Below are 24,730 nucleotides of genomic sequence, written 5' to 3'. Positions count from 1 at the left end.
TTTTAAAAAAAACACCGGCGCTATATGGCTGCCCAAGTTTATGTGTATCAGCCATATAGCGGTGCGGGTAATTGCGCAGGCAAAACCACTGCCTGCACTTATCTATATGAAGCGGCTGCTAATGTGCGTTTCAGGTAGGATATTTGCACCTTCTGCTTAAGATTTAGAATCCCGTTGGGTTATGGTAAAAAGATTATTGTTGATGGCTTGTCTGCTTTGCGGCATTAGTGTGGCAGGCGAGGCACAGAAATACAGAACAGCTGCAGGCGTGCGCATCGAGAGCGACCGCTTCGGTGTGACGTTGCAGCAGAAACTGCACGAGCAGGGCACCCTGGAGGCCATTGCGACCGTCGGCTCGCGCGAGTACAGCGCCACCGGCCTGTACGAGTGGCATTTGCCCTTGCTGGGCAAGCGCTTTAACTACTACCTCGGCGCGGGCGCGCACATCGGCAACCTGAAAGACAGCGGCGTGTTTACCGGCGGCGATGTCATCCTCGGCATAGAATACAAAGTGAACGGGCTTCCTTTCCTGCTCTCCGCCGATATAAAACCCGCTTTCCATATCAACCACGAAGACTGGATCCAGCTTTCTTCCGGCGTCTCGGTGCGCTACGTGCTGGTGAAGGAGAAAAAGGAGAAGAAACGCCTGTGGCCTTTCGGCAAACAAAACGACAAGAAGAACAAGAGGCAGGAAGACAAGCCCGGCATCTTCGATATTTTCAAGAAGCAGGAAGATTAAACTGCTACGCCCCGTGCCTTGTCCAAAACCTGATTGCCCGGAAAAGTAAAAACCCGGCACTGCCGGGTTTTTATAAAGAAGTAGCGCTTTGTGTGGCTGCAGGGCCCTGCTTGTCCGTGTGCTGCTCAAGTTCGTTTTCATAGGCCATTGCAGCGGGGAATCTGCAACATATAAGCCGAACTGGCTGGCTTCCTGCTGCGGAACAGTACTTAGTTGGTAAGCTAATAGGGTGTCACGCTACGTTCTTCAATATCATATCGTACCAGGTGCTTTTCTCATCTTTGCACGGCTAACATGCCCAGGCGACTTTCATCGTGCCATAGCCAGCTGCTCTTTATCTAAGCCCGATTCAGACTGATCTAAACGTACATCCTTTGTTTGCAGCCGCAACTCTAAACTCTCATTGCTCATGCCTTTCCCGCAGATGCGGCAGCACAGCACGGTGCTGCTGCTTTTCCAATGCTTCTGCTCGAATGAATGCGATGGCAAAACTATAGGAGAGGAGGCTGCCTAAAAAGGTAATCTGCAGCCTGTTTGTAACATGGGGTTTTGAGACCTGTTTCCCGGATAAGATAGCCTTAAATAGAGTTTGGGCTGTTTCAGCGCAGGCTGATTTTGTGAGGCAGGGGCTGTTTTGTAACATGAAGCCTTTACGGCAGCATAAAATTTATATGTCATTTCGCCGCGGGGCCTGGGCAACCCCACGCTAAAGATTGAACAAAGCATGGGGTTGCGTAGGGGCTTCCTGCACCGGAGCACTCACAGCCAGCAGTTGCTGCCGTTGTGCTATCAGGTTGCAATGGTCGAAAGTGCTTTTGCAGGCAACGTAAAACCCTGCAAAAATTGCGATTAACAGAATTAAAATTCTCATAGTTTTAGATTGACTAATGGCGGCGATGGGGTACTTTTTTTGGTGGAGTGCAGACAATACGTGTAACAGTTTGAGCGATGGCCGCCGCTTAGCTGCGCGGCGCCACCACCTCTACCACCGGCAGCAGGTTGCCGTGTTGCTTGAAAGTGTTCAACTCTTTTCTGATGCTGATCTCCTTCATGTCTGATGCAGACTTTTTCAATGTCACTCCCAGTGCGAGAGCAATGGCGAAAAGAAGAATGATAATTTTCATAGTTGTATTTATTGTTGCGTTTTATTGTTTTTCCTTATCAGGTACGGCGGGGCAGTATTAGCTTTGCTCAGCCACGATTTCTACCACAGGCAGAAGATTCGGGTATTTGTTGTACTCTTTCACCTGGTTTCTCTTAGAGATCTCTTTCACGTCGTCTATTGACTTTTTAACGTTAGCACCGAAACCGAATGTAAATGCGAAAAGAAGGATTAGGATTTTCATTGTCGTAAGATTTATAGGTTCTTGATTTATTTAATGTTCTGCTTAATAGATAGCGGCTCAGGTTAAAAGGTTGCTTGTAGTCGCTATAATTTATTTTATTTCTGATTGATGGATTACATGAAGTGTGCCAGATGTAATAACGTATTGGTTTTCAGATTGTTGTTGATAAATAGTGTATAAGGAGGGCACAGTAAAGTGTCCGGTGCCGGACACCTTACTGTTCGCAACCGAACAAAATATCTTCTTTTCTTTATGCTGCTGCTCCTGCCTCTCCCTGTTTTGAGGTTTTATTACCCGGGCCTGAGGGAGGAACGGTAACCAATCGCTTGCTTTAAAGGTAGCTTAGAGGGATGAAGATCATGTTTCCGAAGTTTGACAAGGTGGGCATGCCCCTGTTAGGTATTGCCGCCGCCGTTTTGTTTGTGGCAGAGGCGAAGCGGCAACTGCGCCGGCGCACACGCCCAAAAATAGAGCGCCTGCTCGAGAACGGGAGCGTGGCTGCTGCTGCGCTGCCTGCGCTGCGGCTCTTGCTGCTGCCCGGTATGTATGCGGCGGCACGGCAGGCGAGCCGGTATGAGTACGGCCTCCTGCGCTGGCTAAGGCTGCCCAGGTGGGCGCGAAACGTAGCAGGGTTTCTGCTGCTGGACTATACCAATTACCTGTGGCACGTGTTGCTGCACAAGTCGGACCTGCTGTGGCGCTTCCACAATGTGCACCACTCCGACCTGGACCTGGACCTTTCTACTGCCTGGCGTTTCCATATAGGCGAGAATATCGCTTCTTTGCCTTATCGAGGCGCTGCCATTGCCCTGATCGGGGTGCCTGCGCCGCTGGTGTTGTTCTATGAGGTGATTTTTGAGGGCGCCGCCGCCTTTCATCACTCCAACCTGCGGTTGCCTTACCCGGTGGAGCGGCGCCTTTGCCGGGTTATCGTCACGCCCCGCATGCACGGCATCCACCACTCCATCGTGGCACGGGAAACGAACAGCAATTTCTCCGTCATCTTCTCGTGGTGGGACCGGCTGCACCAGTCGCTGCGCCTGAACGTGCCGCAGGATGAAATCACCATAGGCGTGCCCGCCTACCGTAATCCGCAGGAGCAGACACCGACACACCTGTTTATGCTGCCCTTCGAACGGCAGCGGCCGTGGCAACTGCCGGATGGCACTGTGCCGGAACGGGAAGAGCGCCACCCTCGGCAACAGTTGCTCCCTTAGTGGTTCTGGCTCAGGGGATAAGCCCCTATCATATAAATTGCACCTGTTTTATCTCAACAAAGCAGCGCCTTCCTGTGTATAAGATACAACTTTGGAAGTTAACGTGGCTATGGAACAGGTGAAAGGAAAGCTGATTGCATTGGGTGGTGGAGATGATGAAGGCCTGATCAGACTGATCCGGTCTAACATATGCGAGCTCACAGCGCATATAGAAGTGATTGCCACCGCCACGCCGCTGGCCCTGAATGCCATCAGCTCTGGCAACGCTTACAAAGAAGCCTTCGAGGAGCTCGGCTGCAAAAATGTGCGGTTCATGCATATAGACGAGGAGCACCCCGCTGACACCCCCGATAACCTGCAACGCATTGGCAAAGCCGGTGTTATCTTCTTTACAGGAGGAGACCAGGTGCGGCTGGCAAGCTTCCTGGACAACACGGAACTGCTCCGCATCATGCGCCACCGCTACCGCACCGAAGACATCATCATTTCAGGCACCAGTGCGGGCGCGGCTATCATGTCTGACCGGATGATATATGATGGGTATGGGCATTATTCGCTCATCAAAGGAGAGATGAAGACCACGGAAGGCTGCTCCTTTATCAGGGGTGTGTATATCGACACGCATTTTGCGGAACGGGGCCGCTTTGGCCGGCTGGCACATGCCGTGGCCCACGACCCGGAATATGTCGGCATCGGGCTGAGCGAGGAAACCGGGATCATCATCAAAGGAGGCGACCAGGTGGAGGTGTTCGGGCCGGGTGTGGTCACGGTCATCGATGCCAGCGAGATCCGCTTCTCGAATACCCGTGCGGTGGAGGAGAACGAGCCGATTGCCGTGGAGAACCTGAAAATGCACCTGCTGGTGCACGGCTACCGCTATTGCCTGCGCGAGCACCTGTTTCAGCCGGTTCCGCAAAATGAGCGCGCCACCCCCGAGCCGGTGCCCGGAGAGTAGCGCGAATTTATTTCTGTCTCTTTCCTTCTGTCTGTTTTACATATGGCGCTCCACTTCGGGCACGTGCTTCCTGTCTTCCTGCTGCAGGTCCATGTTGATGGCCACGCCCGCTTTGGCGCCTTCTGCGGCGGCTACAACCACCATCTGCATGTCGCGGGCCGCATCGCCTGCCACATAGAGCCCCGGGATATTTGACTGCTGCTTGCGACGGGTCTTGATAACGCCCTTGCTGGTGAACTCACAACCCAGCATTTCACCCAGCCCGGACTGCTGTTTCGTGCCCTCTGAGAAAAACATGGCCTGCTGCGCCCGCTTTTCGCCGTCCTGCAGTACAATGTGCTGCAGCATGCCGTCCTCACCTTCTAAACGCAGAATTTTCCTTTTCTCCACCTTCACTTCGTTCAGTTCCAGCAGCTCCAGGTCGGAGCGCTGCAGGGTGTCGGTACCGTCGGTGAAGAGCGTGACGTCGTCGCTCCAGTTTTTCATGGCCAGCGCCTGCCCAATGCCGCTGCGGTCTTTCCCATACACGGCAATGGCTTTCTCGCGGCTTTCCCAGCCGTCGCAGTAGGGGCAGTGGTGCACGCTTTTTCCGTAGAATGCTTCAAACCCTTCCACCTCCGGCCAGTTGTCCTTCAGGCCGGTGGCCAGCAGCAGCTTGCGCGAGCGGTATACCGTGCCGGCGGCATCATTCACCACAAACTCGCCCTTGCTGTAGGTGGCAGAGGCTATTTCTATATCTTTCACTTCAACGCTGTATTTTTTCAGCTCGTCCCGGCCGCGCTTTATGAACTCGCGTGGGTTCATGCCGTCGCTGGTCAGGAAGCCGTTCATGTTCCGGGACCAGCGGTTGCGCGGCTTGCCGCCGTCAAACACGATCACCTTTCGCCTCGAGCGGCCCAGCAGCATTGCCGCATTCAGCCCGGCCGGCCCTCCTCCAATCACTATCACATCATACATAGATCTATCTTTTGCTCCGAGCACTTGTTAACGTAGCAGCCTGCATTAAGATAGCCCCTTAACCATGAATATGTTATATTTTGCCTATGCTGCCGCGCTTCTCGCTTTTGCGTCCGTGATGCCGTTGCAGGCGCTTAGGCAGGCCAGGGTATTGGATGGAAAAAGTTCGGTTCTGAGGAGTGCCTGTCCCTGGAATCATGGCTGGCGGAGCAGTTTAACCTTGTTAGCACCAGGCCTGTGCTTCAGGAATTGGGTCCAATTTATTTTTTCGACCGAAATAGAAAAATATTTGAAAAACGTCTTGCGCATCGCTTCTTTAATAATATATTTGTTTACATTAATCCAACCTTTACAGTTATTAAAGTAGCATATATGAAAAGCAAATTTTTCGCCCTACTGGGTGGCACGCTTCTCTCGGCCTCGGCTATAGCCGGCGGTTACCAGGTGAACCTGGCAAGCCAGCGGCAGATCGGTATGGGGCATACGGGCACCGGCATCGAGACCGGGACATCCAGCATCTTTTTTAACCCGGGCGCCATGGCCTACCTGCGCGAGAACGGCGTAACGGTTGGGGCGGGCGCCATCAGCTCGCACATTGCCTACCGCGCCCCCGAGCCTACTAGCAACACTGCGGAGGCCGATAACGATTTCGGTACCCCGTTCCAGGTGTATGGCGTGTACGGGATCAACGATAAGCTCAAAGTAGGGTTAGGCATCTACACGCCGTTCGGAAGTGGCGTACGGTGGGGCGACGAGTGGAGCGGGCGCTTCGGCCTGAACGAAATCGACTTGCAGGCCATCTATTTCCAGCCCACCGTGAGCTACCGGGTCTCAGATAAAATCGGCATAGGAGTCGGGCTTGTGGTTGCCGTTGGAGGCGTGAACCTGCAGCGCGTGTTGCCGCTGCAGAGCCAGGACGGGCAGGAGGGCGGCCTTGAGCTGGATGGAGGCGCCAACACCGCCTATGGCTTTAACGCGGGCGTTTACTTTCAGCCGACAGAGAAACTGTCGATCGGGGTCGACTACCGCTCCAGGGTAAACCTGAAAGTGGAAGACGGCGACGTGATCTTCAGCGATATTCCTGCGATCGCCAAGCCGAATTTCCCTGACGGGACGACCTTCACCGCGGAGCTGCCGATGCCTTCTACCTTAACACTGGGCATCGGCTTCAGGCCAACCGAGCAGCTTACGTTAGCGGTGGATGTAAGCCGCGTGCAGTGGAGTGCTTATGAGAGCCTGCGCTTCGACTTCAGCCAGCCGGTTGCCGGGAGTACCGTGTCGGAGACAGCCAGGAACTATGAGGACGCTATGATTTACCGCATTGGCGGGGAGTACAAGGTCAGCGAGGCACTGGCTCTTCGTGCCGGCGCCTATTACGACCAGACGCCGGTGCAGGACGGTTACCTGACGCCTGAAACACCGGACTCAGACTCGCGCGGCCTGTCTGCCGGTGTTGGGTACGCTTTCACAGATATGATTAGTGTGGATGCCTCTTTCCTGTACATCAACAAGACGAAACGCACCGATGCCGCCGATAAGTCTGGAGGCGTGCCAGGTACGTTCAAATCAACTGCCTATATCCCTGGCTTAGGTGTCAACTTTAAATTCTAATTCCCTTAAACAGTCATGAAAAATCATTTCTATATACCAAGTGCGCTGGCCTTGTTTGCCAGTGTGCTCCTGACAAGCTGTGACCCCGAGATTGACGCGCCCAGCGCCAGCGCCGGACAGGCAGATTTCTCTTCTTTTCTCTCGGTAGGAAACTCGCTGAGCGCCGGCTATGCTGACGGCGGCCTCTACCTCGAAGGGCAGCAAAGTTCGGTGCCCGCCCTGCTGGCGCAGCAATTCAGCGCAGTAGGAGGAGGGGAGTTTAAGCAGCCCTTGTTTGACGAAGCACAGAAAAACGGTTCCGGTTATATCCGCTTAGCTGGTTTCACGCCGCAGGGCACGCCTATCATGGCCAACGTGACAACGGAGGTAGCGGTAAGAGGGGTGAATGAAAAAGGGGAGCCGCTTTACGTCAAATATCCCGGGAACATAAATAACCTGGCTGTGCCGGGTATAAGAACTGCGGATATAAAAACCCCCGGTTATGGCAGCACGAAAGGCAATCCTTACTTTGAACGACTGACAGAAGCCCCCCTCAAAACGTACCTGGAGTATGTGCAGGAACAAGCGGCTGCTGCAGACCACACTTTCTTTAGTGTGTGGATGGCTGAGAATGATGTATTAGGCTATGCAACTTCCGGGGGATTTTCCGGAAGCCTTACGGAGGTCGGTGTGTTTGAGGCTAACTACACCGCGCTAGTGGATGTGTTGACCGCCGATGGTGAGAAAGGTATCGCTGTGACTATACCAAATGTGACGGCTATCCCGTTTTTCACAACAGTTGGCCCAAGCCTGAAAGCCGGTTTGCAGGCTGCCGGTGTAACTGCAATTGCCGCGCTAACCAAGGACACACCGCAACGTATCCCACTTTTAATCAGCAACATCAAAGACGCTGCAGGAGGAACAGAGCTGATTCCCTTAACCGCTTCAGCTTATGCCCCCCTCATTGGTACCCCGACAGGCAAATACTGGAAAGATATAGCAAAGGGTAACCAGGCGGCGCTGCAAGGGCTTCTGAATGCTTATATGATTGACACGACGCAGGCTTTCGGGTCTCCTCAAAACCCATGGCCAAGCTCCCTGTTACTCGACGGGGCAGAGCAGGAGGCTATTCTAGCCAGAACCACCGCGTTCAATGATTTTATAAAGGCAAATGCCCAGGAAAATGATTTGGCTGTATGGGACGCCTTCAGCTTCTTCAACAGCATCCAGGGCGGATTCGCTAAAAACGGGGTGTCATATTCTCCAGCCTATATAACAGGTAACCTCTTCTCTCTTGACGGCGTGCACTTAACGCCCAGAGGCTATGCGATAGCGGCAAATGAGATGATAAAGGCTATCAATGCAAAATATAGCGCTACAGTGCCGACACTAGACGAAACGCAGTACCGCGCCGTCCTTTTCCCGTAACTGACAACCCAAGTTCCAAATGCAAAAAAGCACCCCCGCCGGGGGTGCTTTTTTTGTGTGCTATCCTATATGGCCTGCTCAAAAGGCTATGTGCCGATCTATATACCTCTGTGTCAGAAGTTCCGGGAGAGTCCGGTGTAAGAAGCGTGGCTCTATATAAACCAGACGCCCGCAGGAGCTGCGCACGCTGCGAGGTCTGGTAAAACAGGCTTAATGCGCCTCCAGCCAGTTCTCGCCCACGCCCAGGCCTACTTCCATCGGCACGCTCAGCGGCAGGGCGTTCGTCATCAGCTCCACGATTTTCGGCGTCACGATCTCCACTTCCTCCTTCGGGGCGTCGAACAGCAATTCATCATGCACCTGCAGGATCATGCGCGTCTGCAGCTTCTCCTGCTTCAGGTAATCCTGTATGTTGATCATCGCGATCTTGATGATATCGGCGGCGGTGCCCTGTATCGGGGCATTGATGGCGTTGCGCTCGGCGAAGGCACGGATAGTCTGGTTGCGGGAGTTGATGCCGCGGAGGTAACGGCGGCGGCCCAGCAGCGTCTCGGCGTATTCCAGGTCCCGTGCCTTCTCAATGGTGCTGTCCATATACTCCTTCACCGCCGGGAACTCCTGAAAGTAGGCCTCAATGATATCGGCGGCCTCGCGGCGCGGTATTGCCAGGCGCTCGGCCAGCCCGAAAGCGGAGATGCCATATATGATTCCGAAGTTCACGGTTTTGGCTTTGCGGCGCATTTCGGCGTCTACCTGCTCCAGCGGCACATGAAACACCTTACTGGCCGTGGAGGCGTGAATGTCGATGCCATTTTTGAAAGCCTCCTTCATGGTTGGGTCGCCGCTGAAATCGGCCATAATGCGCAGCTCAATCTGGGAGTAGTCGGCAGAGATGATCAGGTGCTTGTTGTTGCGGGGCACAAAAGCCTTGCGTATCTCACGGCCGCGCTCCGTCCGGATCGGGATGTTCTGCAGGTTCGGGTTGGTGGAGCTGAGGCGGCCGGTGGCAGTCACGGCCTGGTTAAACGACGTATGCACGCGGCCGTCGAGGCTGCAGACCAGCTGCGGCAGCGCATCCACGTACGTCGACTTTAGCTTCGTGAGCTCGCGGTGCTCCAGTATCAGGCGCACGATCTCATATTCGCCTGCCATCTTCGATAGAATCTCCTCGCCGGTGGCGTACTGGCCTGTCTTCGTTTTCTTGATCTTGGATTTACCGTGCAGCTCCAGCTTGTCGAACAGGATCTCGCCCAGCTGCTTTGGAGAGCCGATATTAAACTGTTCGCCGGCTATCCCGAAAATGCGCTTCTCCAGGCTCATGATCTCCGACTCCAGCTGGATGGATATATCGGCCAGCGCATCAGAGTCGATGCTGATGCCCTCCTTCTCAATGTCCGCAATAACTTGGATAAGCGGCGTCTCCACGTCCCGGAAGAGCTTCATCAGGCCCTGCTCCTGCAAGAGCGGCTCGAAGTACTGCTTCAGTTGCAGCGTCACGTCGGCATCCTCGCAGGCATAGTCTTTTATATCCTCCGGCTCCAGGTCGGCCATGGTCTTCTGGTTCTTGCCCTTCGGCCCGATCAGGTCAGTGATGGGCACCGGCGAATACTTCAGGTATGTCTCCGCCAGCACATCCATGTTGTGGCGCATCTCGGGCTCCAGCAGGTAGTGCGCCAGCATGGTGTCAAAAATCGGCCCCTGCACCTCCACATCGTAGTTCTTCATCACCAGGATGTCGTACTTGATGTTCTGGCCGATCATGGCGATGTTCGGGTTCTCCAACACGGGCTTAAACTCCGCCACAATGCGCTTCGCCTCCTCCTGGTCATCAGCCGGCACGGGCACATAGTATGCCTCGCCTAGACGGTAGCAGAACGACATGCCCACGAGCCGGGCGGTGATGGCGTCCACGCTGGTTGTCTCCGTGTCAAACGAAACCTCGTCCTGCTTCAGCAGGTACTTTACCAGGCGCTGGCGCAGCTCCGGCGTATTGATGAGATGGTAGCTGTGGAGGGTGGTGTTGATGGTTTGCATCGCTACCGCGGCCTCCCCGGAAGCCGTTGCGGCTGTTTCTTCTACAGCGGCAACGGCGGCAGCGCCGAAAAGGGATGTCTGGCTCTGGTCGGCGGCTTTGCCTTTGCGGGCAGGCCTTGCCGCCGGGGCCGAAACAGCCGAGGCCAGGCTTTGCCCAAGCACGCGCTGGGCCAGTTGCCGGAACTCCAGTTCCGCAAAAAGCTCGGCTATCTGTTCTTCGTTGGGGCCGTCGTAATGCAGGGCCTCCGCGCTGAAATCAAGCGGCACGTTGCAGTGAATCGTCGCCAGTTCTTTTGACAGCATGCCCTGGTCCGCGAAGTTCACCACATTCTCTTTCTGTTTCCCCTTCAGCTGCTCCGCGTTTGCGATCAGGTTTTCCACAGAGCCGAAGCGCTGTATCAGCGACTTGGCTGTTTTCTCACCAATGCCCGGGATGCCCGGGATGTTGTCCACCGCATCGCCCTGCAGGCCCAGGATGTCGATCACCTGCTCCACGCGCTCAATCTCCCACTTGTCCAGCACCTTCTGCACATCCCACACCTCCACAGCGTTGCCCAGAAACGCGGGCTTATATAGGAACACGTGCTCCGTCACGAGTTGGCAGTAGTCCTTATCCGGCGTCATCATATACACGTCGAATTCCTCCTTCTCTGCCCGGCAGGCCATGGTGCCAATGATATCGTCGGCCTCGTACCCGTCCAAAATCAGCACCGGGATGTTGAAGGCCTCCACAATTTTTTTGCAGTAGGGGATGGCGATGGAGATGTCCTCGGGCTGTGCCTGCCGGTTGGCTTTATATTCTGCGAAATTATCATGCCGGAAAGTCTTGGCCGCCGAGTCGAAGGCGACGCCTATATGGGTGGGCTGTTCTTTTTGCAGCACCTCTACCAGTGTGTTTGTGAAGCCAAGGGCAGCGCCGGTGTTCATGCCTTTGGAGTTGATGCGCGGGTTCTTGCTGAAGGCAAAATGCGCGCGGTATATAAGTGCCAGGGCATCTAACAGAAACAGTTTTTTACGTGGTTCGCTCATGGTATAAAGATAATGAATTTTCTGCTACAGATGGTTGGTGCCTGGTAGCGGCAATGCTACGTGCTATATGGGAAAAGATGGGAATGGGTTCTGCAGGGGCTATGTGTGTAGCTACACCTGTTGCTCATTATGTAGCATAGTTCTACAACCTGTGGAAATGTTCCACAGTGGGGGTGCGCCTGTCAAAGCCGGCATAATTGCATCCTTTATATGTAAGGTGTTGGTAAGTAGTAGCTTATATTTTGCCGTATTTTTTGGCATCATTATCTCTAAATGGATTGGCAGAACGCATCATAACACAACCTGATAAGAGGGAAATGAAAAAAGCTACAGTATTAGCTATTGCACTTACAGTTCTGGGACTAGTCTCTGTTGAAGCCAAAGCCCAATCCAGTAATTCCCCCTCTACTCAGCAGCCACCCGCGGCAGAGCAGGTGCGGCAGGCAACCGGAAAGCAGCAGATCCCGCAGGAGGAACTGCCGGACGGTATCAAGAAAGCCCTGAGAAGCGATGTGCTGACCGTGTGGCAAGTTAGTGAAGTATACAAGGTGGCATCCGGTGCCGAAGCCACTTATGAGGTATACTTCATTAATGCTGAGCAGAAGCGGGCCATTGCCCGGTTCGACGGAGAGGGGAATTCTGTTGGGTTAAAGAATAACATTACGCTTACCAATACTACACACAACTAACTAAACTAAATCTAAACATGGGAAACCTGGACACATTAGCCGCAGCGCGCACGAAGGTGACGGCGCGGGCACAAAGGGCAGGGCCTCAGATCCTGGCCGTAGTTTAACTACAAAAGGCCGCTAACAAGGTTATCGGCCGTAAGCTGAAAAGCTTCATGTATAAGTTATTAACGAGAAGATTTCTGTTGGCGCAGAAATTTTCTCAGAGAGAAAGCTTCCGTTGGCGCGGGGGCTTTTTCTGTTTTACGCGCCTATATAGGTAACTGCTACGCCTTCTGTTGTGTATTATATTTATATATAATGCTGTTATAAATGGCAGATTGCGGAAGTGGCAGGGAAGTATAGAACAATCGGTGTACCTTTGTCGTTACTAAATTGCTTTGTGCTGCTACGTAACTTACCGGCACTTTAGTTACAACAATTTATGCCAAAAATATTATTAATTGATGATGACCCTGCTTTCTGCATGATGCTAAAGGCCTTTCTGCAAAGGCAACAGTATGAGGTGGAAACAGCTTTTACAGCCAATGATGGGCTGCGTCTGCTCAAGTCGTCTTCTTTTAACCTGGTGCTTACTGACTTCCGGCTACCCGACAAGGACGGGCTGGAGTTGCTGCCTCAGATAAAAGTGCTGGCAGAAGACGTGCCCGTTATTTTGATGACGCACTACGCGGATATACGCACAGCCGTGCGGGCCATCAAGATGGGGGCTTTTGAATACATCACCAAGCCCATCAATCCGGACGAAACCCTGCTGGTGATTCAGAACGCCCTGCACAAGAAAGCGGAGGCAAGCACGGAAACAGCGCCGGAAACAGTTAACACCATCCCCAAGTTTATAATGGGCAGAAGCCGCGAAGCCGCCCAGATCGAAGAGTTCATATCCCTTGTGGCCCCCACTTATCTCTCAGTGATCATAGAAGGGGAGAGTGGTACGGGCAAAGAGTATGTCGCCCGCATGATTCATGAGCGCAGCAAGCGGCAGCATATGCCCTTTATAGCCATCGACTGCGGTGCGCTGTCCAAGGAACTGGCGGGAAGCGAGCTGTTCGGCTACCTGAAGGGGGCCTTTACCGGGGCGATGAAAGACACCCAGGGGCAGTTTGAGGCGGCCGAGGGCGGTACGATTTTCCTGGATGAGATCGGGAACCTGCCTTACGAGGTGCAGGTGAAGCTGCTTCGCGCCCTGCAGGAGCGCAAAGTCCGCAAGATCGGCAGCACCACCGACACCGATGTGGATGTGCGGGTGCTGGCGGCCACCAACGAAGACTTGCAGCAGGCTGTGGCCAACGGGCAGTTCCGCGAGGACCTTTACCATCGCCTGAATGAGTTTAAAATCAATGTGCCGCCGCTGCGGGAGCGTGACGGGGACGTGCTGATGTTCGCAAACCATTTTATGCAGCAGGCGAACCAGGAGATGGACCGGAGTATTGAAGGCTTCGATGAGGAGGCAGAGGAGATCTTGCTAAATTATACCTGGCCCGGGAACCTGCGCGAACTGAAGAACGTGGTGAAGCGCGGCGTGCTGCTGGCCAAAGGGAACGTAGTGACCCCACAGGAGTTTCCGGCTGAGATTGTGACGTACACACCGGCCTTTGGCGCACCAGCCAGCGCCAACGGAGCCCCAGCCACCTATGGGAGCAACGGCTCCTACGATACGGATCTGAAGAGTATAAATGAACGCAACGAGAAAGAGATGATTCTGCAGATGCTCGAGCGCGTAAAGTACAACAAATCGAAAGCGGCGCGGCTGCTTAATATCGACCGGAAAACTCTGTATAACAAGCTGAAGCTGTACGACATTGAGGCTTAGCTACGCCTGAGGCACCGCCCTTAGGCTTTCCGTCTCCTCCTGTAGCGCCACCAGCACCTGCTGTGTATTCCGGATCACGCGGGCTACAACTTCATTTAAATCATCCTCCTCTGCTTTACCGGTATGCAGCACCTGCTCTAGTTGCAGCAAGTCTGGTGTTACGCTGTGCGCCTTCAGGTGTTTGAAGGCGGTCAGCATCTTATGGGCCACGTTTGCTGCCTTGTTCCAATCCGCGGCCGCGGCCGCGGCGGACAGTTCCTGCAGGTTTTGCTGCTGGTCTTCCAAAAGCACCTCCAGCACAGCAGCCAGGGTCTCCTCATCGGTGCCCGTAAACATGCGCATTTCGCTGAGATCGTATGGGAGTCCCGCAGCCGGGGGAGGAGAAGGCAGTTGCACAGGCTGCACCTCTGCCGTGAGCAGGGGCATTTCTGCCGCCTCGGCCATAACCAGTGTTCCGGGCAAAGCCTCAGCCAGTTTCTGATGCAGTTCCTGCTCCGTGAACGGCTTCAGCAGGTGTCCGGAAATGGCTGAGTTCTTGAAAAAGTCTTCCTCGTTGCTCAGGATGTTAGCCGTGAGGGCAAGTATAGGCACATCTTTGTCGTGCCTGCGGATGTTACGGGCTACTGTTTTCCCGCTTACGCCCGGCAACTGTATGTCTGTCAGCACCACATCAAAGCGGTGGCTGCGCACTTGTGCCATGGCCTCTTTACCGTCATTTGCCAGGTGCACCGCCATGCCCCACCTCGTCAGGATAAGCTCGCACAACTTGCGGCTAAAGGCGTCATCGTCAATAACCAGCACCTTAACACCCTGGAAAGTGGCCGGTAAGAGCGCCGCCGTATCAGCAGGCTCGGGCAACTCGCCTTTTGCCACCTGCAGCGGCAACACCGCAGTGAAGGTGGTTCCCTGTCCGTGTATGCTCTGCACCGACAGCGTGCCTCCCTGCATCTCCACTAATTTCTTGCTGATGGAAAGGCCAAGCCCGGTGCCCCCGTACTTGCGGAGGATAGAACTATCGGCCTGGTTAAACTCCCCAAACACATGCTGTATGCGCTCTTCCGGAATACCGATGCCTGTGTCGGACACCGCAATGCTGACCACCACGCGGGTCCGGCGGATCGTCTTGAGGCGCACGCTCACCAGCACCTGGCCTTCATGCGTAAACTTGATGGCGTTGTCTACCAGGTTGAACAGCACCTGCTTCAGGCGCAGGGCATCTCCCTGCAGCACGTCTGGAATGGTTTCGTCGGTCTGGGTCAGGAAATGGATACGCTTGGTGGAGGCTTTCAGCGCAAAAGCATGCTCTAGTTGTTGCAGCAGCTTCTTCAGGCTAAAGATCGTGTGGCTGATATGCAGCTTGCCCGCCTCTATCTTCGAGAGGTCCAGCACATCGTTCACAATGTGCAGCAGGTGCTCGCCTGCCCCGTTTACGGCCTCCAGGTGCTCCTCCTGTTGGGGTAGCAGGGGGGTGTGGCGCAGCTGCTGCGAAAAACCCAGAATCACGTTTAGCGGCGTGCGCATCTCGTGGCTCATGTTGGCCACAAAGGCCTCTTTGGCGCGGGCAAGCTGCACCGCCTCCTTCTGGGCATATATCAGCTTGGCCTTGTAGTTGTTGCTGCGGGTAATGTCGCGCAGGATAACCAGGATAAATGCCACGCCTGCACCCAGGCCAAGCACACCGATCAGGAGTAGCACCATCGAAGTCTCCTTCGCAACGGCCCTTGCCTGCTTCGATTTCTGCTGCATGAGCTCCTGCTCGTTCCGCTCCAGGCTGTACATCATGCTGCGCACCTGGTCCATGATGTGCTTGTCCTGCTGCAGCAGGGTTAGCTCTTTGGCCTGCAGCAGGTCTTTCTTACGGTCAGACTCACGCTGTACGTTGTGGAGGATCCGGCGCACCTTTGCCAGCGGCGCTACCGGCGTAGCCGTGGAGTTTGTGTCTATCTTAATCTCCTGGGTAACGTTAAGCTGCGGCACGATTACTTTGGGGGGAGGCGCCGGCTTGAAATCGTCCTTCTCTTTCCGGGCGAAAATCTTGCTCAGGAAACCCCGCTTGGGCTCTTTGTAAGCCTGGTACTCGGGCTGTTGCTGCATGCTGTCCTCTGCCGGCTCTTCTTCGTTTAGTGTAAGCCTGTCGGAGATCGTGGTGGTGGTGTGCTGTTTAATCGTAGTGGCCAGGGGTTGCTCCTCTACGGTAGAGGCAATCTGGCGCATGGCCTTGTCGGAGTAATCAAGCGATTGCTGCTCTTTCTTTAAGGCAACGTATTGCTCCAGGCTCTTTTGCTTTGCCTGCAGCAGCGAGGAGATCGAGTCCAGTTGGGCCAGTTCCTGTGTGTTGTTCCGCATCAGGTGCCGCAGCGAGTCGATCTGGCTCCGGACGGTGTCGAGGTGGCTGAGGTAATTCTTAAAGTGCTCTTCCTTCGTTGTCAGGGTATATGCCCTGATCGAGCTTTCGGCAGTAGAGATCGTGGCCAGCGTATACTGCATCTCGGCGAGTTTCCCGTTCGGCCGCGAGAGCACCTCCACAGAGCCGAGCAGTTTGGTAAAGCTGGTGTAGGTAAGGTGAATAGCAGCGAGAACAATACCAAGTGCAAGCACAAAGCCAACGATTACCTTCGATTTAGTGCTGTCTCCGAATATCTTCATGTGTCGTGTCTACTGCTACTTAAGAGGCTTAAAAGCTACAAAGTTCCTATAACGCCAAAAATACCTAAATGATTACGAACCTGTTGCAGGAACAACTTCAGAATTTCTTTTGTTTGCAGCATGGCAAGAATAAATAAAAATAAACAAAGGGATTTAGATAACGTATTGTTGAATTCCTATATCTAAATCCTTCCGGTATACTCTATAGAGGGCTATAGCAGGGATATATAAGGCCGACATTGCTTTGAGAGGGGTTGCTTCAGGCATCTTATTTATATATAAACGAAATGGCAATAATACTGAGGAAGTTACTGGTGCTGGGGTTGTGCCTGCTATGTATGCCGGCATGGGCGCAGGATTTTATCCTTAAGAAAAACGGGGACGAAATTGTGGGCAGGGTTGTGCAGGTAAGTGCCGATACTGTGCTGTTCCGCCACTTTACCGACGCCAGCGGTATTGCCTACGCCATGCCACGGCAGGAGGTGGCGCAGGTAAGGCTGATGGATTCCGCTAACCTGACTGGAGCCCCAGAGCTTCTGTATAAAGATGAAGCCAGCAGCACCGAAAACCACCGGCTGCTGGCGCTGCAGGCGAAGCTCGATGCTAAAAAATACCACAAGGCAAAAGGCGTGTTCTGGACTACCCTGGGCTCCACTATCATCCATCCGGCGGCCGGTATGGTAGCCGGGTCTGTTATAGCGGCGGTGCCTCCCGGCACGGGATCGGATGACAACCCGAACCGCTATATGATGAAAGACCCTGTGTACCGGGCATCCTACGTAAAGCAGGCGCGCCGCCGCAAAGCAAGCAAAGCAGCTGCGGGCTTTGGCGTGGGTGCCGCTGTGCTCGGTGTCGTGTCGCTTATAGCCATCGGCGGTATATAGAAACCGGCAGGAATATAACGCAACAGGGGCAGCATGAAAAGAATCGTGCTGCCCCTGTTGCGTTATACGGGCTATTACCAGCTGCTGCTGGCGCCGCCGCCGCCAAAAGAGCCACCCCCGAAGCCGCCAAAGCCGCCGCCTCCGCCCCCGCCCCCGAACATGCCGCCACCGGTGCGGAAGGTGCCGAACCCGCCGGGGATAAACACAGGGCCGCCGAAGGTGCGGGAGTAGCCTTTTCTGCCGCCCCGGCCACCGCCGCCGCCTCTTCTGGAGATGAGGAAAATAACCAGGAACACGATCAGGACGATGAACAGCCACGAGGGGCCGCCTTCCCCTTCGCCGCGCTGGGCTGTCGGGTCTGACTGATAGGCGCCGCTGGCAAGGCCGATGATCAGGTTGGTAGCCTCGTTAAGCCCCTTGTAGTATTCGCCCTGCTGGAAATTCGGCTTCAGCGTGTTTTCCGTGATGCGCTTGGCAAGCGCATCCGGCACGTAGGCTTCCATCCCGTACCCGGTCTGGATCGCCACCTTGCGCTCGTTTTTGGCCACCAGTATAATCAGGCCATTGTCATTTTCGCCGGTGCCCACTCCCCAGCGCTCACCCAGCTCAGCGGCATATTGGTTTGCATCATAGGCACCGATAGAAGTGAGGGTGACAACGGCAATCTGGGTGGAGGTGGTGTCGTTGTAGTTGACGAGCTTCTGCTCCAGCGCCTGCTCCTCTTCGGCACTCAGCATGTCGGCCATGTCATTTACGAGGCGCGGCGGGTCAGGCCGTGGCGGAAAGTCGCTGTCTTGTGCAAAAGCGTGGAGGCCCAGGGAAAAGAGGGACAGAAATAGGATAAGGTGCTTCATAAAGAGAGGTTAGTCGCCGAACGAGATGTCGTCGCTCAGCTCGTTGGTGTCGCCTTTCGGGCTGTAAGGGAAGTGCGCTTTCAGTTGCTCACCAGCCATCCGGATGCCTTTTGCCAGGCCGTCCGCATACTTTTTCTGCTTAAAGTGCCTGATAACCTCAGCGGTGATGTCTTCCCAGAAATGGTCGGGCACGATGGCATTTATGCCCGCATCGCCCAGCACCGCGAACTGGTGGTCTTCGATGGCTACGTAGAACAGCACGCCGTTGCGCAACTCGGTCTGGTGCATGTGCAGATCCGCGAAAACTTCTGTCGCCCGGTCCAGCACATCTCCCGCACAGTTGCTCTCTACATGCACCCGAATCTCCCCCGAAGTCCGCTGCTCGGCGTCGGCGATGGCGGCCATGATCTTCTGCTCGTCATCTGGCGTTATGGTGTCTTTTGGCATAAATTTGATTGTTGGTGGCTGATTGTTCATTGTTGTTTTTGTTCATTGAAACAAACAACAATTAGCAATTAGCAATCAGGAATTAGAACTGTACAGTTGGGGCAGTCTGGGCGCCGGCTTCCGCCTCGAAATGTCCTTTGCGCTCGAAGCCAAACACGCCGGCCATCAGGTTGTTGGGGAAGGAGCGGACCGTGGTGTTGTAGTCCTGGACCGCCTCGTTGAAATTGCGCCGCTCTACCGAGATGCGGTTCTCCGTGCCCTCCAGTTGCGCCTGCAGCTCCAGGAAGTTCTGGTTGGCCTTCAGCTCCGGATACGCCTCCACGGTGGCCAGTAACCGCGACAAGGCGCCGGACAGCTGCCCCTGCGCCGCCTGATACTGCTGAATGTTCTCGGGCGTCAGGTTGTCGGCGCTGATGTTGACGCTGGTTGCTTTGGCACGGGCTTCTATTACCTGTGTCAGGGTCTCCTGCTCAAAGTTGGCGGCCCCCTTCACCGTGTTCACCAGGTTCGGCACGAGGTCAGCGCGGCGCTGGTAGGCATTCTGAACGTTTGCCCAGGCTGTTTCCACTGCTTCGTCTTTTTGCACCATCGTGTTATAGCCGCACGACGATTGGGAAAGCAGGATTACAAATCCGATCAGGTAAAAAAACAGTCTTTTCATAAGTGGGTGTTAAGTGATTTTTTTATACGTTATAGATGGCCCATGCAGGCGATATGAGTACGAATTTAAGGAAACAACGTTAAGCAGGACAGGAAAAGAGGCTTAAATTAACATTTGCGGCCTCTGTACTGTTTGAGCAGCTGCAGGCAGGGCTGCGCGTGGCCAGCCGCCGAAGATAGTCGTAAGGCATATATAAAACTCGCTCCCCCTGCCTGCCTGCTCTGTGGCCGCAGGCCTCTGTTGCTATTGCCTGCGGCGGCGGGGCGGTTGTTGAAGTTAAGGGCTTCTTTTGATATATTGCAGGAAATGTATAGTGTATGAAAGCAATCATCCCGGTAGCAGGCGTCGGCTCAAGGCTCAGGCCACACACGCACACACAGCCCAAATCGCTGGTGCCAGTGGCAGACAATACCATTCTGGGGCACATCATCGATAAACTGCTGGAGGCGGGTGTTCACGACTTTGTTTTTGTGATCGGCTATCTCCGCGAGAAAGTGGAGAGCTACGTGCGCACCAAGTACCCGCAGATAAAGTCTGAGTTTGTGGTGCAGGAGCCGCGCGAGGGCCTTGGCCATGCCCTGTGGGTGGCCCGCCACACCTACGAGCAGGAAGAGAGCGTGCTGATTATGCTAGGCGATGCGATTGTGGATGTGGACCTGCAGGCCATCATTGCGGCGCCTTACTCGGTGCTGGGGGTGAAGAAGGTAGCCAAGCCGTCGCTGTTCGGGGTAACGGAGGTCGGCAACGACGAGTTTATCACCAAGCTGGTGGAGAAGCCGAAAATCCCGAAGTCCAATTTTGCGCTGGTGGGGCTCTACAAAATCATGCAGCCGCACAAGCTGATCGAGTCGCTGGAATACATTATATCGGAAGACATCCGCACGCAGGGGGAGTACCAGCTGACGGACGCGCTGATGCACATGGTGAAGAAGGGCGAGAAGATGGTGACCTGGAGCGTGGACCACTGGTTTGACTGCGGCCGCAAAGAAACGCTGCTGGAGGCGAACGCTACGCTGCTGAACCGCCAGAAGTTCGAGGCGCAGAGCCCGAAGAACAACTACCCGGGCTGCATCATCATCCCACCGGTGAGCATCGGCAGCGACTGCGCCATCTATAACTCTATCATCGGGCCAAATGTAGCCATTGGGGATAACGCCACCGTGGAGAACTGCATCCTGAGCAATTCCATCATCGGCTCCTTCTCAGAACTGCGCTACGCTGTCATGCGCGATTCCATCATCGGCAGCGACGCCTCCTTCAAAGGCTTCAGCCACAGCCTGAACATCGGCGACAGCACGGAGATCAATTTCGGACAGTAGAACAGACTTAAGACGTTAGATTTAGGACACAAGACTCCAGCATGTAGTAGATAACCAGTCTGGAAGCATTGTCTTATGTCCTGTGTCTAAAATCTTACGTCTATCTACAGAAACGTCAGCTCCTTCAGTTGGTCCAGCATCCAGCCGGTGAGGCTGTAGCGGGGGCGGGTGGCCACCAGCACCTCATGCGGAATCAGATCGGCGCGGAAACAGGCGAGGCGGCCGGCAATGGGCAGGATGTCAACTTCTTCCTCGGTGCCGTTTTCATGCGGCAGGTACAGGCGCAGGTTTCCGCCGTGCGCCGGCAGCCAGTTTTCGTTCAGGTAGCAGATGAAAGACAGTTTGCGGTGGTCGTTTGTCAGAAACTGGTCGATGTGGCGCTTGTATACCGTGCCAACGGGGTATTCGGTGAAGTGGAACTCGTAGTCTTTCAGGCCCAGAAAGCAGGTGCGGTTAATGTAGCGCATCACCTCGTTCATGCGGTCCAGGAACACCTGCGTGGGCGGCAGCGCGTTTTGCGGCTCAATCCAGCGGATATAATCCCCGCGCACGGCTTTGTCGACCTGAAACTGCTCGGAGGAGCCGATGCCCGCCTTCTTAAACGTGCCCTGCTCCCGGTGGTGCGACAGCACCGCCAGCAGATCCCGCACCTCCTGCGCCTCCAGGAAATTATCCACGATGGCATAACCCTTCTCCGAGAGCCTGTCGGCTATCTGCTCGAACTTCTGCAGTAGTTTCTCGTCTTCCTGTTCCTCTGTCATACCTGTGTTGCTTTCTGTATATATGCTGTGATAGCCGTTTTATATAGGCCCTTATACTCCCTGCTCCTTCCTGCGGGCAAAGCCAGCCTTGCAAAGCCTGTAAAATTAGTCACTTCAGGCATCGGCTGTGCCCTTGTGAGCAAAAGATTTTATACCGCTAAACGGGCATGGGATATAACGGGCTAACAGCGGCTGCACGAGGCGCTGTGGGTGAAGTAAAAGCCAAAATGCGTATATTAGCTGATTCGCTTTCATTATATCTTAAACAAAATTACGGGCGTAGTCCTTATGAAAAAAACAACTGTACTGTTGCTGGCTGGCGGCCTCACGGCTGTGTCGGCTTGCAAATCAACCCAAAACGATACAACTGCTACTGGCATGACAACGGAAAACACCGCTGCTGCTGTCGCCTCTCCGGCTGAGACAGCGTTAGATTACCCTGACACTAAGAAGATAGACCATACCGATGACTATTTCGGCACCCAGGTTGCCGACCCGTACCGCTGGCTGGAGACACACAACGAGGAGGTGGAGGAGTGGATTGAGGCGCAGAACGAAGTCACCTTCAACTACCTCAGCAGCATTGACTTCCGCGACGAGATCAAGGCGCGCCTCACCGAGATATGGGACTACCCGAAATACGGTGCCCCCTTTAAGGAGAACGACAAGTACTACTTCTCCAAGAACGACGGCCTGCAGAACCAAAGCGTGATTTACGTGCAGGAGAGCCTGGAGGCGGAGCCAAGGGTATTCTTCGACCCGAACAAGCTGTCGGAGGATGGAACGGTGGCGCTCACGGCCTTTGAGTTTTCGCAGGATGGCCGGTTTGTGGCCTACGGCACCTCCAGCGGCGGCTCCGACTGGAACACGTTCCACGTGATGGAGGCGGCAACCGGCAAAAAGCTGAGCGACCAGCTGGAGTGGGTGAAGTTCTCCGGCCCGAGCTGGTACAAAGACGGCTTCTTCTACAGCCGCTACGACGCCCCGACCGAAGGCAACAAGCTGGCTAACAAGAACGAGTTCCACAAGGTGTATTACCACAAGGTGGGCACGCCGCAGAGCCAGGACCAGCTCATATATGAAGACAAGCAGCACCCGCTGCGCAACTTCTACGGCCAGACCACCGACGACGAGCGCTTCCTGATCCTGAACGTGTCGGAGGGGGCAAGCGGCGCCAACGCGCTTTACTACAAAGACCTGAAGGCCCCGAAAGGCACCATCAAGCCGATTGTGGAGAACTTCGAGAGTGAGTACAACGTGGTGGACAACATGGGCGACCGGCTGCTGGTGATGACCAACAAGAACGCACCCCGCTACCGCCTCGTGCTCATCGACCCGAAAAAGCCGCAGGAAGCGAACTGGAAAACGGTGGTGCCCGAGAACGAGAACGTGATCACGGGCGTGTCCACGGTGGGCGGTCGCATCATCGTGACCTATATGAAAGACGCCACCAGCCAGGTGGTGGTGTTCGATAACACCGGCAAGCAGATCAACAACGTGGAACTGCCGGGCCTGGGCACCGTGAGTGGCTTCAAAGGCGAGAAAGAGGACACGGAGGTGTTCTTCACCTTTACCTCCTTCACCTACCCGCCGACCATCTACCGCTACGACGTGCTGAGCAACAAGGTCACGCTCTTCCGCAAAACCGAGGTGAACGTGGACACAGACGCCTACGAAACAAAGCAGGTGTTTTACACCTCCAAAGACGGGACCAAAGTGCCCATGTTCATCGTGCATAAGAAAGGGTTGGAGCTGAACGGACAGAACCCGACCTATTTATATGCCTACGGCGGTTTCAACATCTCCCTGACGCCTAGTTTCAGTATTGCCAATATGCTTTGGCTGGAGAACGGCGGCGTATATGCCATGCCCAACCTGCGCGGCGGCGGCGAGTACGGCGAGGAGTGGCACAACGCCGGCATGACGCCGAACAAGCAGAACGTGTTCGACGACTTTATCGCGGCAGCCGAGTACCTGGTTGATGAGGGCTATACCTCTTCTGAGAAACTGGCGGTGGCAGGCGGTTCCAACGGCGGTTTGCTGGTGGGCGCCTTTATGACGCAGCGCCCGGAGCTGGCGAAAGTGGCGATTCCGGCAGTGGGCGTGATGGACATGCTGCGCTTCCACAAGTTCACCATCGGCTGGGCGTGGGTGCCGGAGTACGGCTCTTCGGACGATGCCGCGCAGTTCGAGAACCTATATGCCTTCTCGCCGCTGCACAACATCAGGGAAGGCGTGGCGTACCCGGCCACGCTGGTGAAAACCGCCGACCACGACGACCGCGTGGTGCCCGCGCACTCGTTCAAGTTTATCTCCGAGCTGCAGGCCAAAGGCGCGCCCGTGAACCCCTATCTGATTCGGGTGGATGTGCGCGCAGGGCACGGTGCCGGCAAACCGACTTCGCTGGTGATCCAGGAGTACGCTGATACCTACGCGTTTATATATCAGAACATGGGCGTAAATCCTTACCCGGCGCAGTAGAGCTATATATAAATCACAGCCTTTTGACAAAGCCGTGCCGCCTGCTTCAGGTGGCGCGGCTTTTTTTGTAGAATGTCACATCAGCCGCCAGAGGCCACGGTATAGCTTACACTCGCGGGACGCGAGCGAAGGCAACATAATGCTTTCACTGCTCTCGCTCGCCTCTGACGAGTGTGTGTTATCCCTTAGCCTCTGGCTGCTAAACAAACGCGATACTACATCTTATCTACCCTAATCGGACTATCTGCACAGGCGCTACTGTATAAATAATACTCTGGCTCCGTTACCAGCCCGGCACGCACAGGATTTTGATGGATGTATTCCACCTTCTGATCAAGAACAGCGTTGGTGTGCAGCAAAGTTGGGTGATTCTTGTAGTTCCAGAAATGATAGTTGCTGTATTGCGTGTTCGTTTTAGCAAAGTGCTCAAACAGGTAAAGCAGCCATTCTTTTCTGCTCTCCTGTGGGTTTTTCTCTATCGCTTCGATGATTTTCTTAGCAGTATAGCTTTTAAACCTCCCAAGCAGTTCTGTAAGGTCTGCCTTCTGCCTTCGGGCAATTAAGTGCAGGTGGTTTGTCATGATGACGTAAGCGAAAAGCTGCAATCCTTGCTTTTCCTGGCAAAACTTCAGGTTCTCGACCAAAATGTCTTTGTATTCTTTACGGCTAAAAACATCAACCCAACCGACAACCGTTAGTGTGGCAAAGTATACTTCATCCGGCGATGTCCTTCTATATTCGCTCATAAGTTCAGGATATAAAAGAAGTACGATGAAATTTCTGGTGCGGCTAGAGGCCGCAGTATAGCGTACACTCGCCAGAGGCGAGCGAAGGTATTGTTTTACGGCCCAAGTTGGCACCAGCGTCTGTTCTTGCGTAC

General features: G+C 54.6%; 20 protein-coding genes. 10 read left to right on the top strand and 10 right to left on the bottom strand.

Annotated features, from left to right (window positions below):
• The first annotated feature begins 181 nt into the window (after positions 1-181).
• On the top strand, positions 182-739 hold the full coding sequence (locus tag ABD920_RS00315; RefSeq protein ID WP_345156129.1) for a hypothetical protein: 558 nt from the start codon (positions 182-184) through the stop codon (positions 737-739).
• A 959-nt stretch (positions 740-1,698) separates the two neighbouring features.
• Here the strand turns inward: ABD920_RS00315 and ABD920_RS00310 are convergent.
• Both ABD920_RS00310 and ABD920_RS00305 read right to left on the bottom strand, forming a co-directional pair.
• Positions 1,699-1,863: a hypothetical protein gene (locus tag ABD920_RS00310; protein ID WP_345156128.1), complete on the bottom strand. Its 165-nt coding sequence runs from the start codon at positions 1,861-1,863 to the stop codon at positions 1,699-1,701.
• Between the two features lie 57 nt (positions 1,864-1,920).
• Entirely contained in the window at positions 1,921-2,085 is a 165-nt protein-coding gene (locus tag ABD920_RS00305) for a hypothetical protein (RefSeq protein WP_345156127.1), read from the bottom strand.
• Between the two features lie 350 nt (positions 2,086-2,435).
• Here ABD920_RS00305 and ABD920_RS00300 point away from each other — a divergent pair, with 350 nt between their 5' ends.
• Entirely contained in the window at positions 2,436-3,302 is an 867-nt protein-coding gene (locus tag ABD920_RS00300; protein WP_345156126.1) for a sterol desaturase family protein, read from the top strand.
• Positions 3,303-3,393: 91 nt separating this feature from the next.
• Positions 3,394-4,257 carry a cyanophycinase gene (locus tag ABD920_RS00295; RefSeq protein ID WP_345156125.1) on the top strand — a complete coding sequence of 288 codons (864 nt, stop codon included), beginning with the start codon at positions 3,394-3,396 and terminating at the stop codon, positions 4,255-4,257.
• Positions 4,258-4,293: 36 nt separating this feature from the next.
• On the opposite strand, the gene ABD920_RS00290 is transcribed toward ABD920_RS00295, so the two are convergent.
• Positions 4,294-5,214, bottom strand: a complete 921-nt coding sequence (locus tag ABD920_RS00290) for an NAD(P)/FAD-dependent oxidoreductase (protein WP_345156124.1) — start codon at positions 5,212-5,214, stop codon at positions 4,294-4,296.
• Between the two features lie 372 nt (positions 5,215-5,586).
• Between ABD920_RS00290 and ABD920_RS00285 the strand changes: the two genes are divergently transcribed.
• Positions 5,587-6,825 (top strand): OmpP1/FadL family transporter, encoded by a 1,239-nt coding sequence (locus ABD920_RS00285; protein ID WP_345156123.1) that lies wholly within the window; start codon positions 5,587-5,589, stop codon positions 6,823-6,825.
• Positions 6,826-6,840: 15 nt separating this feature from the next.
• Positions 6,841-8,232, top strand: coding sequence for an SGNH/GDSL hydrolase family protein (locus ABD920_RS00280; protein WP_345156122.1), 1,392 nt, complete (start codon positions 6,841-6,843; stop codon positions 8,230-8,232).
• Positions 8,233-8,442: 210 nt separating this feature from the next.
• On the opposite strand, the gene polA is transcribed toward ABD920_RS00280, so the two are convergent.
• Positions 8,443-11,295 (bottom strand): DNA polymerase I, encoded by a 2,853-nt coding sequence (gene polA, locus ABD920_RS00275; protein WP_345156121.1) that lies wholly within the window; start codon positions 11,293-11,295, stop codon positions 8,443-8,445.
• Positions 11,296-11,612: 317 nt separating this feature from the next.
• Between polA and ABD920_RS00270 the strand changes: the two genes are divergently transcribed.
• Positions 11,613-11,984, top strand: a complete 372-nt coding sequence (locus ABD920_RS00270; protein ID WP_345156120.1) for a hypothetical protein — start codon at positions 11,613-11,615, stop codon at positions 11,982-11,984.
• 424 nt (positions 11,985-12,408) lie between these two features.
• Positions 12,409-13,797 (top strand): sigma-54-dependent transcriptional regulator, encoded by a 1,389-nt coding sequence (locus tag ABD920_RS00265; protein ID WP_345156119.1) that lies wholly within the window; start codon positions 12,409-12,411, stop codon positions 13,795-13,797.
• Here the strand turns inward: ABD920_RS00265 and ABD920_RS00260 are convergent, their stop codons facing one another.
• On the bottom strand, positions 13,798-16,443 hold the full coding sequence (locus ABD920_RS00260) for an ATP-binding protein (RefSeq protein WP_345156118.1): 2,646 nt from the start codon (positions 16,441-16,443) through the stop codon (positions 13,798-13,800).
• Between the two features lie 287 nt (positions 16,444-16,730).
• On the opposite strand from ABD920_RS00260, the gene ABD920_RS00255 reads away from it, so the two are divergent.
• Positions 16,731-17,327 (top strand): hypothetical protein, encoded by a 597-nt coding sequence (locus ABD920_RS00255; RefSeq protein ID WP_345156117.1) that lies wholly within the window; start codon positions 16,731-16,733, stop codon positions 17,325-17,327.
• Between the two features lie 74 nt (positions 17,328-17,401).
• On the opposite strand, the gene ABD920_RS00250 is transcribed toward ABD920_RS00255, so the two are convergent.
• From ABD920_RS00250 to ABD920_RS00240, 3 genes are all read right to left on the bottom strand, one after another.
• Positions 17,402-18,181, bottom strand: a complete 780-nt coding sequence (locus tag ABD920_RS00250; RefSeq protein WP_345156116.1) for a TPM domain-containing protein — start codon at positions 18,179-18,181, stop codon at positions 17,402-17,404.
• Positions 18,182-18,190: 9 nt separating this feature from the next.
• Positions 18,191-18,628, bottom strand: a complete 438-nt coding sequence (locus ABD920_RS00245) for a TPM domain-containing protein (RefSeq protein WP_345156115.1) — start codon at positions 18,626-18,628, stop codon at positions 18,191-18,193.
• A gap of 82 nt (positions 18,629-18,710) precedes the next feature.
• A complete protein-coding gene (locus ABD920_RS00240; protein WP_345156114.1) occupies positions 18,711-19,289 on the bottom strand; it encodes a LemA family protein in 579 nt (192 codons plus the stop codon).
• Between the two features lie 317 nt (positions 19,290-19,606).
• Between ABD920_RS00240 and ABD920_RS00235 the strand changes: the two genes are divergently transcribed.
• Positions 19,607-20,608 carry a sugar nucleotidyltransferase gene (locus tag ABD920_RS00235; RefSeq protein WP_345156113.1) on the top strand — a complete coding sequence of 334 codons (1,002 nt, stop codon included), beginning with the start codon at positions 19,607-19,609 and terminating at the stop codon, positions 20,606-20,608.
• 104 nt (positions 20,609-20,712) lie between these two features.
• On the opposite strand, the gene ABD920_RS00230 is transcribed toward ABD920_RS00235, so the two are convergent.
• A complete protein-coding gene (locus ABD920_RS00230) occupies positions 20,713-21,369 on the bottom strand; it encodes a 2OG-Fe(II) oxygenase (protein WP_345156112.1) in 657 nt (218 codons plus the stop codon).
• A 288-nt stretch (positions 21,370-21,657) separates the two neighbouring features.
• On the opposite strand from ABD920_RS00230, the gene ABD920_RS00225 reads away from it, so the two are divergent.
• Positions 21,658-23,850 carry a prolyl oligopeptidase family serine peptidase gene (locus tag ABD920_RS00225; RefSeq protein ID WP_345156111.1) on the top strand — a complete coding sequence of 731 codons (2,193 nt, stop codon included), beginning with the start codon at positions 21,658-21,660 and terminating at the stop codon, positions 23,848-23,850.
• 215 nt (positions 23,851-24,065) lie between these two features.
• Here ABD920_RS00225 and ABD920_RS00220 read toward each other — a convergent pair whose 3' ends face one another.
• Entirely contained in the window at positions 24,066-24,596 is a 531-nt protein-coding gene (locus tag ABD920_RS00220; protein WP_345156110.1) for an REP-associated tyrosine transposase, read from the bottom strand.
• Between the last annotated feature and the right edge of the window lie 134 nt (positions 24,597-24,730).

The sequence above is a fragment of the Pontibacter saemangeumensis genome (genome assembly GCF_039541895.1).
In the GTDB taxonomy this organism is placed as follows: domain Bacteria; phylum Bacteroidota; class Bacteroidia; order Cytophagales; family Hymenobacteraceae; genus Pontibacter; species Pontibacter saemangeumensis.
This window is presented reverse-complemented; position numbering and strand designations above follow the sequence as displayed.